Origin of the sequence: Xanthomonas sp. NCPPB 2586, assembly GCF_041475775.2 — a bacterium.
In the GTDB taxonomy this organism is placed as follows: Bacteria; Pseudomonadota; Gammaproteobacteria; order Xanthomonadales; family Xanthomonadaceae; genus Xanthomonas; species Xanthomonas campestris.
Genome location: NZ_CM192981.1, coordinates 4,414,227 through 4,429,400 on the forward strand (window position 1 = coordinate 4,414,227; position 15,174 = coordinate 4,429,400).

The 15,174-nt window shown below is 68.2% G+C and carries 13 protein-coding genes; 4 read left to right on the top strand and 9 right to left on the bottom strand.

The window, feature by feature from the left end; all coding sequences use genetic code 11:
- Positions 1 to 3 precede the first annotated feature (3 nt).
- Both ACCQ09_RS19415 and ACCQ09_RS19420 read right to left on the bottom strand, forming a co-directional pair.
- Positions 4 to 1,362: a sensor domain-containing diguanylate cyclase gene (locus ACCQ09_RS19415; RefSeq protein WP_225443841.1), complete on the bottom strand. Its 1,359-nt coding sequence runs from the start codon at positions 1,360 to 1,362 to the stop codon at positions 4 to 6.
- Between the two features lie 50 nt (positions 1,363 to 1,412).
- Positions 1,413 to 2,189: an SDR family oxidoreductase gene (locus ACCQ09_RS19420; protein ID WP_040941929.1), complete on the bottom strand. Its 777-nt coding sequence runs from the start codon at positions 2,187 to 2,189 to the stop codon at positions 1,413 to 1,415.
- 104 nt (positions 2,190 to 2,293) lie between these two features.
- Here ACCQ09_RS19420 and ACCQ09_RS19425 point away from each other — a divergent pair, with 104 nt between their 5' ends.
- The gene (locus ACCQ09_RS19425) at positions 2,294 to 2,509 is read left to right on the top strand and encodes a hypothetical protein (RefSeq protein WP_040941930.1); all 216 of its coding nucleotides are present in this window, start codon (positions 2,294 to 2,296) and stop codon (positions 2,507 to 2,509) included.
- A 69-nt stretch (positions 2,510 to 2,578) separates the two neighbouring features.
- Here the strand turns inward: ACCQ09_RS19425 and sppA are convergent, their stop codons facing one another.
- The 4 genes from sppA to ACCQ09_RS19445 all read right to left on the bottom strand — a co-directional run bounded on the left by sppA (position 2,579) and on the right by ACCQ09_RS19445 (position 7,964).
- On the bottom strand, positions 2,579 to 4,480 hold the full coding sequence (gene sppA / locus ACCQ09_RS19430) for a signal peptide peptidase SppA (RefSeq protein ID WP_011038843.1): 1,902 nt from the start codon (positions 4,478 to 4,480) through the stop codon (positions 2,579 to 2,581).
- An 84-nt stretch (positions 4,481 to 4,564) separates the two neighbouring features.
- Entirely contained in the window at positions 4,565 to 5,941 is a 1,377-nt protein-coding gene (locus ACCQ09_RS19435) for an MATE family efflux transporter (protein WP_011038844.1), read from the bottom strand.
- A gap of 375 nt (positions 5,942 to 6,316) precedes the next feature.
- Positions 6,317 to 6,919: a DUF3106 domain-containing protein gene (locus ACCQ09_RS19440; RefSeq protein ID WP_016944240.1), complete on the bottom strand. Its 603-nt coding sequence runs from the start codon at positions 6,917 to 6,919 to the stop codon at positions 6,317 to 6,319.
- A complete protein-coding gene (locus tag ACCQ09_RS19445) occupies positions 6,906 to 7,964 on the bottom strand; it encodes a hypothetical protein (RefSeq protein ID WP_011038846.1) in 1,059 nt (352 codons plus the stop codon). Before ACCQ09_RS19445 ends, ACCQ09_RS19440 begins: the two co-directional genes overlap by 14 nt.
- Before the next feature lie 459 nt (positions 7,965 to 8,423).
- On the opposite strand from ACCQ09_RS19445, the gene ACCQ09_RS19450 reads away from it, so the two are divergent.
- Positions 8,424 to 10,646, top strand: coding sequence for a primosomal protein N' (locus tag ACCQ09_RS19450; RefSeq protein ID WP_228428201.1), 2,223 nt, complete (start codon positions 8,424 to 8,426; stop codon positions 10,644 to 10,646).
- 410 nt (positions 10,647 to 11,056) lie between these two features.
- Here the strand turns inward: ACCQ09_RS19450 and ACCQ09_RS19455 are convergent, their stop codons facing one another.
- Genes ACCQ09_RS19455 through ACCQ09_RS19465 form a run of 3 tightly spaced genes read right to left on the bottom strand, consistent with a single transcriptional unit; the run spans position 11,057 to position 13,046 of the window.
- Complete coding sequence (locus tag ACCQ09_RS19455) at positions 11,057 to 11,719, bottom strand: glutathione S-transferase family protein (protein ID WP_040941932.1); 663 nt, start codon at positions 11,717 to 11,719, stop codon at positions 11,057 to 11,059.
- Positions 11,716 to 12,543 (bottom strand): NYN domain-containing protein, encoded by an 828-nt coding sequence (locus ACCQ09_RS19460; RefSeq protein ID WP_040941933.1) that lies wholly within the window; start codon positions 12,541 to 12,543, stop codon positions 11,716 to 11,718. The genes ACCQ09_RS19455 and ACCQ09_RS19460 overlap by 4 nt, the downstream gene beginning before the upstream one ends.
- The gene (locus tag ACCQ09_RS19465) at positions 12,507 to 13,046 is read right to left on the bottom strand and encodes a hypothetical protein (RefSeq protein ID WP_011038850.1); all 540 of its coding nucleotides are present in this window, start codon (positions 13,044 to 13,046) and stop codon (positions 12,507 to 12,509) included. Before ACCQ09_RS19465 ends, ACCQ09_RS19460 begins: the two co-directional genes overlap by 37 nt.
- 119 nt (positions 13,047 to 13,165) lie before the next feature.
- Between ACCQ09_RS19465 and ACCQ09_RS19470 the strand changes: the two genes are divergently transcribed.
- Entirely contained in the window at positions 13,166 to 14,452 is a 1,287-nt protein-coding gene (locus ACCQ09_RS19470) for an NAD(P)/FAD-dependent oxidoreductase (protein ID WP_057673449.1), read from the top strand.
- Positions 14,453 to 14,504: 52 nt separating this feature from the next.
- Complete coding sequence (locus tag ACCQ09_RS19475; RefSeq protein WP_040942397.1) at positions 14,505 to 15,119, top strand: trimeric intracellular cation channel family protein; 615 nt, start codon at positions 14,505 to 14,507, stop codon at positions 15,117 to 15,119.
- The last annotated feature ends 55 nt before the right edge of the window (positions 15,120 to 15,174 follow it).

Sequence of the window (15,174 nt, forward strand, 5' to 3'; positions counted from 1 at the left end):
GCTTTAAACCGGCGCCAGTGCCACCCGATTACGGCCCTGGTTCTTGGCCTGGTACAGCGCGCGATCGGCGCGCGCCATCACCGCCTCACGCACCTGAGCATCCTGCACCTGGCACTCCTGCGGCTGCAGCGCCGTGACTCCGATGCTCAAGGTGATGCGCGCGCACGGGCTGCCCGCGTGAGTGATCGGCATGGCCGCGAGTCGCTCCTGCAGCCGCCGCGCAACCTCCGCCGCGCCGGGCAGATCGGTATCGGGCAGCAGCAGCGCGAATTCCTCACCGCCATAGCGGGCCACCACGTCCTCGCCGCGCGTGACCACGCTGCGTAGCGCGGCGGCGATGTCCCGCAGGCACTGGTCGCCCTGCGGGTGGCCGTAGCGGTCGTTGTATTGCTTGAAGTAATCGACATCCAGCATCAGCACCGACGCGCCGCGCGTGCCGTCGCGTACTGCCGGCAGCAGGCGCTCGAAGGCGCGATCGAAGCCGCGCCGGTTGGCCAGCCCGGTCAGGTGATCGTTGCGGGCGGCACCAAGCAATTGCGCATTGGCCTGCTCCAGCTGACGGTTGGCCTCGGCCAGCGCCTCGGTGGTTTTGGTCAGCCGCCACTGCACGCGCAGGTGCTCGCTGATGTCGGTCAACGCGGTGGTCAGCGCAATCAACCGGCCCTCCAGATCGCGCACGCCACGCACCCGCACGTGATAGCTGCGGTCCTGCCAGTCGAACACCTGGTCGGGCACGTCGTGCCCGGCAGCGAGCCTGGCGAACGCGTCAGCCTGCTCGGCCGCCGCTTGCGGAAACACCTCGGCCACGCGCATGCCGATCATCTCCTGCACGCTGCGCCCGGCGATGCCTGCCATCGCCTCGTTCACCGCCAGATAGCACCCGGCACGGTCGATCAGACATAACGCCACCGGCGCGGCGGCATACAGCGCCTCCAGCTGGAACAAACGCTGATTGGTGGCACTGTCGTCGGGGCCGCCGGCAATCGGCGTGACGTCGCGGTCGATGCCGCGATAACCGCGCAGCGCGCCCTGGGCATCGAACAGCGGAATTCCGCTGGTTTCCAGCATCACCGTGCGGCCATCGGCACGCACGTTGCGGTTGAGCAGGCCCTGGAACGGGCGACGCGCTGCCACGATTTCGGCAAACGCCACGCCCACGCGCGCCGCTTCTGCCGGCTCCATCAGATCGAACGGCGTGCGCCCCAAAATCTGCTCGGGCGTATAGCCCAGCAACCGCTCGCAGGCGCGCGAGCAGAAGGTGTAGCGCGCCTGCGCATCCACCTCCCAGATCCAGTCGCTGTTGTCATGCACGATGTCGTGCAAGTGCGCGAGCGGATGCTGCGGCATGGCCGCGTCAGCCACGGCCAGCTCCGGCGCGCACCGAACAGAAGCTGCGGGCCAGCAACGTTGCGCTAGAACCCATGACGCAGGAAGCCGCCATCCACCGCGATGCATTCACCGGTGATGTAGCTGGCCGCCGGCAGGCACAGGAAACCCACTGCGGCGGCGACTTCTTCCGGCTCGCCGATGCGGCGCATCGGCGTGCGTTCGATCACCTGCTCATAGTAGTCCGGATCGGACAACGGGCCGGAGGTGCGCCGGGTGCGGATGTACCACGGCGCCACCGCGTTGACGCGGATGCCGTCTTCGGCCCATTCCACCGCCAGGTTGCGCGTCATCTGCTGCAGCGCGGCCTTGGTCATGCCATACGGCGCGCCGCTGCGCACATGCGTGATCCCCGACACGCTGCCCACGTTGACGATCGCCGAGGCGGCGTGCCGGGTCAGCAATGGGTGCGCATAGCGCGAGAGTTCGAACGCGGAAAACACGTTGGTTTCGAAGATGCCGCGCCATTCGTCTTCGGTGTAGTCGATGGCCGCGCGGGTGATGTTGCCACCGGCATTGTTGATCAGCAGGTGTAAGCCATCGGCGTGATCTTCGACCCAATCCAGAATCGCGCGGCGCTCCTCGTCGTCGGAAACATCCGCGGCCAGGCCGTGCAGTTCGCGCTCGGGAAACTCTTCGGCCAGCTCGTCGCGGGCCTGCGCCAGCGCATCGGCATCGCGCGCCACCATCAGCAGGTCGGCGCCGAAGCCGAGCAATTCGCGTGCGATGGCCAGGCCAATGCCGGCACTGGCGCCGGTGATCAGGGCGGTCTGTCCATCCAGCCGCCAGCGGTGCGCTGTCACGTGGGGGTGTCCTTTGAATACGCGGGAAACGGGCTGTGCGGTGCGGTTGGCGCACGCGTACGACCGGGGCGTAGGATACCGCCACCCCGAGCGAGGTCACGACGATGAAGATCCACTGGGCCGTACTGGCCTGTGCCACGTTGACGTTGGCCGCCTGCCAGCGGCCGCAACCCGCGCCGACCGAGCAGAAACCCGAACCGCAAGCCACCGCCCTGCGTGACCACATCCAGCAGCCGCTGGACAAGGCGCGCGGCGTGCAGGCCGCCACCGATCAGGCCGCCGCACAGCAGCGTGCAACGATCGACGCGGCGACGCAGTAACCGCTGAAAACGACAACGCCGGCGCGAAGCCGGCGTTGTCATGACTGCCTCCCTCGAGGGGAGGCGGCATCAGAACCCGCAGAAGCAATACGCCAGCGCCTTGACCGGCGTGCCGCCCGCCTTGCTGTCGTGCACGGCGTCTTCGACGAAGCGCAGCTGGGTGTCCACTTCCGGCAGCGAGCGTGCCAGCAGCGCACGCGCCATGCCCGAGTCGCTCAGCATCCACGCGCCCAGGCGGCTGCCCGCAAACCCGCTCATGAACTGCGAGAACGGCGTGGCGGCCTTTTCCACGTAGCGCACGCGGAACTTGCCCTTGCTCAGCTTGGCGCGCGATGCCGCATCGGCCACCGCTTCCTGCATGCCGCCGAACGCGTCCACCAGACCATGGTCCTTGGCCTGCGCACCGCTCCAGACGCGGCCACGGGCAACCTTGTCGATGGCCTCCACCGACTGGTGCCGCGCCTGCGCCACCTTGCCGGTGAAGTCGGCATAGCCCTTGTTGATCACCGCCTGGATGACCTGGCCGGCGGCCGGGTCCAGCGGGCGGGTGATGTCGAAGGCGCCGGCAAAACGCGTGGTGCCCACGCCATCGGTATGCACGCCGATCTTGTCCAGCGCGCGGGTGAGGTTGGGCACCATGCCGAAGATGCCGATCGAGCCGCTGATGGTCGACGGATCTGCATAGATGCGATCGGCATTCATGCTGATCCAGTACCCGCCCGACGCAGCCAGGTCGCCCATCGACACCACCACCGGCTTGCCGGCCTGCTTCAGCGCGACCACTTCGCGGCGGATCTGCTCGGAGGCAAACACCTCGCCACCGGGCGAATCCACGCGCAGCACCACCGCCTTGATTTCCTCGTCGTCCCGCGCCTGGCGCAGCAACGCGGCAGTGGATTCGCCACCGATGCGCCCGGCCGGCTGCTCGCCGCCACTGATCTCGCCCGCAGCCACCACCACGGCCACCTGCGGGCGGCTGTCCATCGGCGAATGCTGGGCCTGCAACTGGGTGAGATAGCTGCCGAAATCGATGCTGCGGAAGCCGCCATCGGCATCGTTGTCGGCCACGCCGCGTTCGGTCAGCAGCGAGTCGACCTGCTCGCGCGTCTTCAGCCCGTCCACCAGCTTCTGCTGCAGGGCGAACTTGGCCAGATCGCCACCGGCGGCGGTGACGCCTTCCGGCAGCGTGTCGATGCCGGCCGCCAGCTGCGCCGGCGACAGCTTGCGTGCGGTGGCCACGTCGGCCAGGTAGCGCTGCCACACATCGTTCATCCAGAACAGGTCCGCTTCCTTGGCGTCGGCGGAGGCCGCATCCAGGATGTATGGCTCGGCGGCGGACTTGTATTCACCCACGCGGAACAGATGCACGTCCACGCCCAGCTTGTCCTGCAGGCCCTCGCGGAAATACTGCCGGTAGCGCCCCAGGCCTTCGAGCAACACGCTGCCCATCGGGTCGAGATAGACCTCGTTGGCCTGCGCGGCCAGCAGGTACTGGCCCTGGCTCATGCTTTCGCTGAAGGCGACGATCTGCTTGCCGGACGCGCGCAGCCCCTGCAACGCCTTGGCCACCTCGCGCTGGGAGGCGAAACCGGACGGCTGCAGCTTGTCCAGGTTCAACAGCACCCGCTCGATCTTGCTGTCCTTCCCGGCGGCCTCGATCACCCGCACCAGGTCACGCAGCTGCACTTCTTCGGCGCTCTTGTCACCGACCGCCTTGGCCAGCGAACGGCTCACCGGATCCGCACTGAACTGCTCCACCAGGGTGCCTTCCGGTGCGATCACCAAGGTGGTGCGCGCAGCCAGCGGTTTGGTGCCATCGCCACGGGCGATCGCCACCACGAACAGCAGCAGCAACAGGAACAGGAAGCCGAAGAACACCAGGTTGAAAATCAGGCGTCGGGTGAAATTCATCACATCCCACAGGCCGACAAAAAACGTGGCGATGGGATTGCGACGCACGGGGTGGTTCATGGAAAACTCCGTCGGAAAGACGCGATGGATCGATCGTTGCGCCCAGCATACCGGCTGCGCGCGGTGCAGGGCATGCGCAGGAAGTCAGGGTGCCGCACCGGCAGTCAGCCGCCGGCTGGTCTGGCGGAAGCGCAAGCCCATCAGGATCGCGGCGGCGGTCAGGCCCAGGATCAGCCCGATCCACATGCCTTGCGGCCCCCAGCCCAGCCCCAGGCCGAGCCCGGCACCGAGCGGCATGCCTAAGCCCCAGTACGAAAACATCGCCAGGAACATCGGCACGCGCGTGTCCTTGAGCCCGCGCAAGGCGCCGGCCGACAACACCTGGATGCCGTCGGGAAACTGGAACGTGGCCGCGAACAACAACAGCACCGATGCCAGCGCAGCTACTGCGGCATCGTTGGTATACACGCCCACGATGGCGTCGTGACCGAGCAACAGGATGCTGGCAGACACCGCCTGCGTGCCCAGCACGATGGCGTAGCCGGCCCAGGCCGCGCGGCGCATGCCCAGCGGATCGCCACGGCCCACCGCATGGCCGACGCGCACGGTGGTGGCTTCGGCCACGCCCATGGGGATCATGAAACACAGCTGCGAGACGTTGATCGCGATCTGGTGCGCGGCCGCTTCGGTGGAGCCCAGCCGCCCGATCAGCAACGCGGTGACGATGAACAGCCCACCTTCCATCAACACGGTGATGCCGATCGGCAACCCGGTGCGCAACAGCTCGCCAATCGCCCGCCAGCGCGGGCCTTCAAGATGGGTGAACAACTCCAGGTGCGCAAAGCGCCGCGAGCGCCACAGATACAGCGCGAAGGCAATCGCCTGCACCCACATGGTGATGGCCGAGGCCATGCCCAGCCCCTGTGCACCATGCTCGGCGAAGCCGAACTTGCCATAGGTCAGCACGTAGCCCAGCGGCGCCAGCACCAGCAGCCCGCCAAAGCCCAGCAGCATGGTCGGCAGCGTCCAGTGCATGCCTTCGCTGAGGTAGCGCATGCAGAAGTAGAACGTCAGCGCCGGCCCGCCCCAGCGCACCGCGTGCAGGAAGTCGGTGGCGCCGGGCACGATGTCCGGCGCGATCCCGAAGGTAGGCAGCAACGGCGGCACCGCGGTGAGAAAGCCAAACATCAGTGCGCCCAGGCCCAGCGACAGCCACAGCGCCTGGCGGAACAAGGGGCCGATCTCGCGTTCGCGCCCGGCACCGACCAACTGCGACACCGAGGCGGTGAGCGAGATCAATGTGCCGATCGGCACCAGCATCGGCAGCCACAACAACGAGGTGCCGATGGTGACCGCGGCCAGCGTGGCGGTGCCGTGGTGGCCGGCGATCACGTTGTCGACAAAGCCGATCAGGCCGGTGGAGACATGACCGAGCACCAGCGGCAGCGCGAGCAGGCCGGTGGTACGCACTTCCGCTGCAAAGCGTGGCGTTGCCGACGGGGAGGAGTGAGGGACAGACATTGCAGAACCGATCGCCACGCGGACTACGGCCGTGCCTGGCGGCGCTGGCACCGGGTCGCGTGGGGGCGGCTATCTTACCTGCAGTTGCGGTGCGGGCCATGCGTGGTCAGCGTGTCGCTGACCGAAGCGGTGACGTCTGTCGTCAGTGCTTGGCGCTGCGGGTGACGGTGCGGTGCTGCAACTTCTGCGGAGTGCGTGAGACGCGCGTTTGATCAATCGGGGAAGGCGCCTGGACCGCGCGCCTCGGAGGCCACTGGCAGCGGAGCCGTACCGGCGGCGTCGGTCGACGCCCGATGACCCCGCACGCGGGCTGCCTGACGCCCACGCGCTCACCGCGCGAGTGCGATTACGGCCGCCACGAGCGGCCCGCTCTAATCAGCGCGCCAGCTGGCGCTTCAGCCATGTCGACCGGGTTGCCGCCGACTCGGCAAGCAGGGCATCGCGCAAGGCATCGCGTTCCTGCGGCGGGGTGCGCTGCGCCAGCACCGCCAGTTGCTCCAGCTGACCGGCATCCAGGCTGCGCAGGACGCCGAGCAGCGCATCGCGCTGGGCGACCGGCACGTAACCGATCAGCGGCTGCAGTTGCGGATAGAAGTTGCCCAACTGCGAGCCCAGGCGCCAGCCATCGCGATGCAGCCGGTCCATGGCGCCGAACTGCGTGCGCAGCGCGCGCTGCTGATCGTCCGGCAGCGCCTGCAGGCGCTCACGCGCTTGCCGCAAGACCACCTTGTCGGTAGCGGTCAGTGCCTTCCAGGCCGCGTAGCGGGCGCGCAGCTCGGTGCGCTGGGCGGGCGTCAGCGCATCCCATCGCGCACGCTGCTGCGCAGCGCTGGGAATGCTCCGGGCCGGCGCGGCGGGCGCTGCCGGGGTCGCCACCGGGCTGGCCGGCGTTTCGTCCAGCGCCGCGGGCAGCACCTGCGCCCCTGCGGCACCGGCCATGACAGCCAGCCACAGGCCGCACCACTTAGTTTTGGTCATCGACCGTCTCCAGTTCGCTCGACGGACGTTCGGCCGCAGTGGCGTGGGCGCCGGATTCGTCCGGTGGCACCGGGTGCCCGGCGGCGTACCAGGCGTACAGGTCGGCCGAGCGCGCCAGCTCCAGATCCGGGTCGGCGAGCATTGCCTGGTCGCGCGCATCCAGGCCGGGCGCAGCGACGGCATCGGGAAGGTTGGCGGCCGGTAATTCCTCCACCAGCACCGGGGCTGCGTCGGTGACGTGCAGGACGCCCGCGGGCGCCTGCGACACCGGCTCCGGCGGCAAGGCGGGGCGGCGATGCGTCCACCACCACCCGAGCGCTCCCACCAACAGCACCAGCGCCACAAGCGCCAGCGCGATGCCGGCATGGCGGCGGTTGATGCGTGGCCACGTCCATTGCCGGCGTGCGGCACGGGCGCGCGGGCGGCGATCAGCGGGCCGTTCGCTGCGCGCGGGAGCCGATGCCGCCGGGCTGGAGGCGCCGTCCTGGGCCGGCTGCAACGGCATGCCGGCCAGGGCCGACTCCCGCAGCTGGGTGAGCCGGCTCAATTGGCCGGGGCTCAACTCACGCAATTCCGCCTGGGCGGCCTCGGCCAATGCCCGCCAGGCCTGCGCATCCGGGTTACCGGCCGCATCGCGGGGGCAGGCACGCGCCAGCGCAGCCTGGTACGCGGGGGTCTCCATGCCCTGCACTTCGCTGGCGTCGGCTTCCTGCAGCCCGCCGACGATGCGCAGCAGCAGCGCCAGGCGGTCAGCCGACTGCATCCGGCCCAGGGCGTTGAAGGGTGGCAACCAGGTGCCGGGCATCGGCTCGCGCCGCAGCGGCGGCGCGGCCGCCAGCAGGCTCCAGAAGCGCATTGGCCAACCTGCCATTGGCCGCCCGGCGGCTTGCCCACTGAAGGCACGCAGCGCGGCGGCCAGGGCCCGCTCGGCGGCGGCGTCATCGCCGCATTGCAACTGCGCCAGCACCAGACCCCGGCGTTCGACACCGCGCAAAAAGGCTGACAGCGCGGCGGGGGTGACGGGGGCGTCGGGGACTACGGTCATGAGAACTCCAGCATCGGCCGGCATGATACCGACGCAAATGATCCCCGCCGATGGCTTGACAGATCCACACACCGTTACTCCTGCCGTGGCCGCCGCCCACGCACGTTGTGCACAGCGGCAGACATGCCGATACGCCGCCGTCTGTCAACTGTTGGTTTTTCCGTGCTGCATTCTTGTTTCACGCCTAAGTCTTTGATAATTATCGAATTATGGCAGATGGCGAAAAAATGTCCAACGGGTTGCCAAGGCTAGTGAATCCGCCTTCACGGCGTGGAGCACGAGACTAATTCACAGGCTTATCCACAGGCAGTGTGGATAAGCCGGTTTCTCCAACCCTCACATGGGTTTACGTCGGATTTATCACTTCGGTCACAGAAAGCTGCCGCAACTGAACAGGCCGCCCCGGGCTGCGCGGTGCGCTCCGCTGCCGGCACTGGACAGGGTCGTTAGACTGGTCGGATGTCCGCTCCAGTCACCACCTTGCGCGTCGCCCTGCCGGTGCCGCTGCCGCAATTGTTCGATTACCTGCCCCCGCAAGACACCGACGTGGACGGTCCGGACCGGGTCGGCTGCCGGGTGCGCGTGCCGTTTGGGCCGCGCGAGCTGGTCGGGGTGGTTGTCGAGCGCGGCCAGCAGCCGTCGGCCGAGGGGCTGCGCGCGGCGCTGGACTGGTGCGACGACACACCGCTGCTGGTCGATGAGCTGGCCCGTTCGTTGCACTGGCTTGCCCGCTACACCCATGCCCCGCTGGGCGAGGCCCAGGCCAGCGCCCTGCCCGGCCCGCTGCGCCGGGGCGAACCATTGGCCGACACCCATGCCTGGGCCTGGCAACTCACCGAGGCCGGCCAAACCGGTGCCGGCAGCCTGCGCGCCGGTAGCCGCCCGGCCCTGCTGGCCGCGCTGCTGCTGGCCGGCCCGCTCGCCGAAGAGCCGCTGGAGCAGCAGCTGCCGCAGTGGCGCGAGGCTGCCCGCAACCTGGCCAAGCGTGGCTACGCCGAGCGCGTGGCGGTGGCCGCCGACACGCTGCCGGCGCGCCCGGGCACCGGGCCGCAGCTCAACGACGAACAGCAGGCGGCCACCGACGCCATCCGCGCCGGCAGCGGCTTTGCCACCTATCTGCTCGACGGCGTCACCGGCAGCGGCAAGACCGAGGTCTACCTGCAGGCGATCGCCGATTGCCTGGCCGCCGGCAAGCAGGCGCTGGTGTTGGTGCCGGAAATCGGCCTGACCCCGCAGACGCTGGGCCGCTTCCGCGCGCGCCTGGGCGTGCCGGTGCATGCGCTGCATTCCGGGCTCTCCGATGGCGAGCGCGCGCGGGTGTGGGCCGCGGCCTGGCGTGGCGAAGCCAAGCTGATCGTCGGCACGCGCTCGGCGGTGTTTACGCCGCTGCCTAACGCCGGCCTGATCGTGATCGACGAGGAACACGACGGCAGCTACAAGCAACAGGACGGCATCCGCTATCACGCACGCGACTTCGCCCTGGTGCGTGGCAAGGCGCTGGATGTGCCAGTGATCCTGGGCAGCGCAACGCCGTCGCTGGAAAGCCTGCACAACGCCTACAGCGGCCGCTATCGGCATCTGCGGCTGTCGCGCCGCGCCGGCGATGCACGGCCGCCGCGCGTGCGCGTGCTCGACGTGCGCAAGCGCCCGCTCAAGGACGGCCTGTCGCCGGAGGTGCTGGCCGGCATCGGCGCCACCCTGGCGCGCGGAGAGCAGGTGCTGGTGTTCAAGAACCGGCGCGGCTATGCGCCGGTGCTGCTGTGCCATGACTGTGGCTGGACCGCCGCCTGCCAACGCTGCAGCACGCCGCTGCACCAGACCCCGATGACCGTGCATGCCGGCGGCCGCCGCCTGCAATGCCACCACTGCGGTGCGCGCCAACCGGCGCCGCTGGCCTGCCCGGCCTGCGCCAGCCTGGCGTTGCAGCCGCAGGGCATCGGCACCGAGCGGCTGGAGGAGCGCCTGGTCGAGGCCTTCCCGGAAGCGCCGGTGGTGCGCATCGACCGCAGCACCACCCAGCGCCGCGACGCGCTGGAAACCCAGCTCGCCCGCCTCGGCACCGACGCCGGCATCCTGGTCGGCACCCAGATCCTGGCCAAGGGCCACGACTTGCCCCGCCTGACCATGGTGGTGGTGGTCGGCATCGACGAAGGCCTGTTCTCCGCCGACTTCCGCGCCGCCGAGAAGCTGGCCCAGCAACTGATCCAGGTCGCCGGCCGCGCCGGCCGCGCCGACCGCCCCGGCGAGGTGTGGTTGCAGACCCATCACCCCGAGCATCCGTTGCTGCAGACCCTGGTCAACGGCGGCTACCACGCGTTTGCCGATGCCGAACTGCAGCAGCGCGAAGCGGCCGGCTTCCCGCCCTTCGCGCATCTGGCCTTGTTCCGTGCCGAGGCCAAGGATGTGGCCGCGGCCAATCAGTTCCTGATCGCCGTGCGCGCGCTGGTCGGCGCGCAGACACCAGCCCCCTCGCCGGCCATCACGCCGGTGGAATGCTACGGGCCGATGCCGGCGCCGATGCCACGCCGCGCCGGTTTCCAGCGCACCCAACTCCTGCTGTCGGCAGCGCAACGCTCTGCGCTGCATCGAGTGCTGGACGCGCAGATGCCGGCCATCCATACCTTGCCGCAAGCGCGCCGGGTGCGCTGGTCGCTGGATGTGGACCCGATCGATCTGTATTGAGGCAGGTGTCGAGGCGCCTGACTGCAAACGAACGCGCGCTTGGTAGGAGCGCGCTGGCGCGCGATGAAGCGTTCCTAGTAATGCCCGATCGCGCGCCAGCACGCTCCTACCAAAGCTGCTGCTACACCGTGTACCCCATGTGTCGCAGCATCCAGTGCGTTGCAAGGGCATTGGTCGTTTATTACGTCCGTTGTCGAGCCGCCTGACCGCAAACAGAAACACGCCCGGTAGGAGCGCGCTCGCGCGCGATGAAGCTTTCTCGGTAATGCCCCATCGCGCGCCAGTGCGCTCCTACCAACGCGGGCGCTATACGTATCCCAATGTGCCGCAACATTCGGATCATATCGACGCATCTGACGGTGCTCGGCCCCTCGCACCTTCAACGGCTCAAGATCAGTACGCTTGCTAACTCAAGTCAGCGGCGTCATCACGCCACGCTGGTAAGCCGGCCGCGCACGCAATCGTTGATACCAGGCGTGCAGATGCGGCAACTCGGGCCGTTCGATTGGCATCTCGAACCACGCGTAGATAAAGCTGCCCAACGGAATGTCACCCATCGCAAAGTCGTCGCCGGACAGATACGGCTGCTGTGCCAGCGCAGCGTCGGCAACTGCGAGCAGCTCGCCGGAGCGTTGAAGCGCTGTGGCAATCCGTGTGGCATCCCGTTCGGCCTGCGGGGTACGCACCACGCCCCAGAACAGATCACGAAACACGCCGGCAAAGGTCGACGTGGTCCAGTCCATCCAGCGGTCGCCCAGCGCGCGCGTGGCCGGTGAGTGCGGGTACAACGCCGGTGCGTAACGCGCCGCCAGATAGCGCACGATCGCGTTGGATTCCCACAGCACCAGCGCGCCATCCTGCAGCGCCGGCACCAGCCCGTTCGGATTCAATGCGCGGTACGCAGGTGTGTCGTTTCCGCCGAATGCGCCGCCCACCTCGATCGAGGTATACGCCACGCCCGCCTCTTCAAGGCACCACAGCACCTTGCGGACGTTGCTGGAATTGCGCCGCCCCCACAACGTGATGCCATCGCCCGCTGGCGCGTGTGCGGTCGCCATGCGTTCGTCGGTCATTTTTCCACCACTGGCTTCGGCGCACTGCGTGCACCACGCGTCCCGCGTTTGGCCGCGGCCGGCGCGGGGGCCGCAGCAGCAGGGGGTTGTTTGGGGCGATTGCCCTTGGGCACATCGCGCACCCACAACGCCTGTTCGTCCTGCTTGATCTCGAACAGACCGATGGCGCGCACCAGATCGCTGAGCTTGCGGTAGCCGTAGTTGCGCGGATCGAAAGAGGCCTGATTGGCCACCTGCTTGCCGACGGCCCCCAGATGCGCCCAACCGTCGTCTTCGCAGGCACTGTCGATCGCGTTGCGCAGCATCTGCACCAGCCGTGTATCGCCGCGCAGCGCGGTGGCATCCTTGCGGCCTGCGGCGGTGTCGCTGGCCGCGGCAGCCTGCTCGCCGAGTGCTTCGACATAGGTGAATTTGGAACACGCATTGACGAACGGCGCCGGCGTTTTCTTCTCGCCAAAGCCATACACCTTCATGCCGTCGGTGAGCAGGCGCATCACCAGCGGGGTGAAATCCGCATCGCTGGAAACAATCGCAAACCCGTCCAGGTTGCGCGCGTACAGCAGGTCCATGGCATCGATCACCATCGCCATGTCCGAGGCATTCTTGCCGGAGCTGTAGGCAAATTGCTGGATCGGGCGGATCGCGTATTCGTGCAATGCCGCCTCCCAGCTTTTCAAGTGCGGGCTTTTCCAGTTGCCATATGCGCGGCGCACATTGGCCACGCCGTAGCGCGCCACTTCCGCCAGCACCACATCGATCTTGCCGGCCGGCGCGTTGTCGGCATCGATCAGCAGTGCGATGCGTTTATCGGGGTTGTCGACCATGTCTGCTCCTCGAAAGACTCGGCGGATTCGATTTCGGTCTCGCTGTCGCTGTCGGACGCCTGCTCCGCCGGCAGCGTGTACTCGCGACCATCGTGCATGGTCAGCACGCCCTCGGTCAGGATCTCGCGCTCGGCACCGTCACTGACCCAGGTAGCACTGACCTTGCCACGCCCGCGGTCGCCGGTGACGGAGAACACGAATTCGTCGCCACCCGGTGCCGCACCAGTAGCAAGCACATCGACCTTCATCGTGTCGATTTTCCCGATGTGCTGCTGCACCACCGCGTCGGCCTGCAGCGCGGCCTGGGCCTGCTCGGAAAAGATCGACCACCCGGCGACCGCGATCCAGGCGATCACGCCCAGCACCACCACACCGAACGTCATCACACCGCCCAGCACGATCAGCAACGCAACGGTCGCGGGGCTGCGCTGAGAAACGCGCGCAGGCGCAACGGCGGCAGGTGGTGATGCGAGCGGCGGCAACGGCGGCGGCAAGGTGGACATACGGTGACCAGGTGAGCGAGATGCGACATGATGCCGCAGGCGGGCCCTGCCCGACGCGCCACATTCATTGCCGCTGTTGCATCCTTGCGTGCCCACGTTGCGATCCATCGGACCTGACGATGACCTCATCCCCCTCCCGAGCGCCGATGCATCTGGTCGTGGTCGGTGGCGGTTTTGCCGGGTTATGGGCAACCCGCGCGCTCGCCGATCCGGACATCCGCATCACCCTGATCGACCGCCAGAATCACCACCTGTTCCAGCCGCTGCTGTACCAGGTGGCCACCGCCGGCCTCTCGGCGCCTGACATCGCCGCGCCGCTGCGCCACATCCTGCGCGAGCAGCGCAATGTCGAAGTGCTGCTTGGCGATGTGGCCGAAATTGCCACCGACCGCCGCGCCGTGGTGCTCGCCGACGGCAACACCGTCAACTACGACATGCTGCTGTTGGCCACGGGCGCCACCCACGCGTATTTCGGCAACGATCACTGGGCCGAGCACGCCCCCGGTTTGAAGACCCTGTATGACGCGCTGGTGCTACGCCGCAAATTGCTGCTCGCCTTCGAGCGCGCAGAAGCCGAATCCGACCCGGCCGCGCGCGCGGCCTGGTTGAGTTTTGCGGTGGTTGGCGGCGGCCCGACCGGGGTCGAGTTGGCCGGCACGTTGGCCGAAATCGCCCGCCACACGCTGAAGAACGAGTTCCGCCATATCGACCCGCAGCAGGCCCGCGTGCGCCTGGTCGAGGCCGGGCCGCGCGTGCTGCCTTCCTTCCCGGACGACCTCACCGACAAGGCGCGCAAGCAACTCGAACGCCTGGGCGTGGAGGTGCACACCGGCATGCCGGTGACCAACATCGATGCGTTCGGCTATCAGTTGGGCGACACTTTCGTGCCGGCGCGCACCGTGGTCTGGGCCGCTGGCGTGGCCGCCTCGCCGTTGGCGCGCACCCTGGGCGTGCCGCTGGACCGCGCCGGCCGCGTGCTGGTGGAACCGGACCTCAGCGTGCCCGGCCACCCGGAGATCTTCGTCGGTGGTGATCTGGCCTCGGTACAACAGGACGGGCGGCCCGTACCCGGCGTGGCCCCGGCGGCCAAACAGATGGGCAAGCACATCGCCAAGGCGATCCGCGCACGCCAGCGCGGCCAGGCCGCGCCGGCCTTCCATTACCAGGACTTCGGCAACCTGGCCACGATCGGGCGCATGGCTGCCATCGTGCATGTCGGCAAGCTCAAGCTCTCCGGCATCGTGGCCTGGTGGTTCTGGCTGGCCGCCCACGTCTATTTCCTGATCGGCTTCCGCAACCGCTTCGTGGTGCTGGTGAACTGGGCCATGGCGTACTGGAGCTACCAGCGCGCCGCACGCATCATCTTTGGCGGCACTGACCAGCCACCGCCCAGCAAGGACGGATGACAGCCGGCGGGCGGTGCGCGATGCTGTGCCGCCCGCTGTCGACCGTTGTGCCGTGGCTACTCCCTTGTTCCTGCTGGATCTGCTCGGCACCTTCGTGTTTGCGCTCAGTGGCGCCACCGTGGCGGTGCGCAACCGCCTGGACCTGTTTGGCGTGCTGGTGCTGTCCTGCGCAGCGGCGGTTTCCGGCGGCATCGTGCGCGATGTGCTGATCGGTGCCACGCCGCCGGCAGCGCTGGTGCACCCGCACTATCTGATCACCGCCTGCCTGGCCGGTATCGCCGGCTTCTACTGGCACACCGCCGTGGAGCGCTTGCGCAACCCGGTGCAGCTATTCGACGCCGCAGGGCTGGCGCTGTTTGCGGTCTACGGCACCAGCAAGGCGCTGGATTATCAGCTCAGCCCACTCAGTGCGACGCTGCTCGGCATGCTCAGCGGCATCGGCGGCGGCATCGCCCGCGACCTGCTGGTCGCGCGCACCCCGGTGGTATTGCAGGCCGAACTGTATGCGGTGGCGGCGCTGGCCGGCGGCGGCCTGGTCGCGATCGGCCATGTTCTCGGCCTGCCGCAATCCTGGTCGCTGACCGCCGGTGCCGGCGTGTGCTTTGGCCTGCGCTTCATGGCGATCCGCTACGGCTGGCATCTGCCGGTGGCACGGCTACCGGAGTAGCGCTGCGCGCAACCGGCGTTGTTCCAACGTGACCTGACGATTCGTAACGGCTGTC

Excerpts from the sequence above, each read along its gene's own strand:
- ACCQ09_RS19425 (WP_040941930.1), top strand. The coding sequence starts at position 2,294 with ATGAAGATCCACTGGGCCGTACTGGCCTGTGCCACGTTGACGTTGGCC.
- sppA (WP_011038843.1), bottom strand. The coding sequence starts at position 4,480 with ATGAACCACCCCGTGCGTCGCAATCCCATCGCCACGTTTTTTGTCGGC.
- ACCQ09_RS19435 (WP_011038844.1), bottom strand. The coding sequence starts at position 5,941 with ATGTCTGTCCCTCACTCCTCCCCGTCGGCAACGCCACGCTTTGCAGCG.
- ACCQ09_RS19440 (WP_016944240.1), bottom strand. The coding sequence starts at position 6,919 with ATGACCAAAACTAAGTGGTGCGGCCTGTGGCTGGCTGTCATGGCCGGT.
- ACCQ09_RS19445 (WP_011038846.1), bottom strand. The coding sequence starts at position 7,964 with ATGACCGTAGTCCCCGACGCCCCCGTCACCCCCGCCGCGCTGTCAGCC.
- ACCQ09_RS19450 (WP_228428201.1), top strand. The coding sequence starts at position 8,424 with ATGTCCGCTCCAGTCACCACCTTGCGCGTCGCCCTGCCGGTGCCGCTG.
- ACCQ09_RS19455 (WP_040941932.1), bottom strand. The coding sequence starts at position 11,719 with ATGACCGACGAACGCATGGCGACCGCACACGCGCCAGCGGGCGATGGC.
- ACCQ09_RS19460 (WP_040941933.1), bottom strand. The coding sequence starts at position 12,543 with ATGGTCGACAACCCCGATAAACGCATCGCACTGCTGATCGATGCCGAC.
- ACCQ09_RS19465 (WP_011038850.1), bottom strand. The coding sequence starts at position 13,046 with ATGTCCACCTTGCCGCCGCCGTTGCCGCCGCTCGCATCACCACCTGCC.
- ACCQ09_RS19470 (WP_057673449.1), top strand. The coding sequence starts at position 13,166 with ATGACCTCATCCCCCTCCCGAGCGCCGATGCATCTGGTCGTGGTCGGT.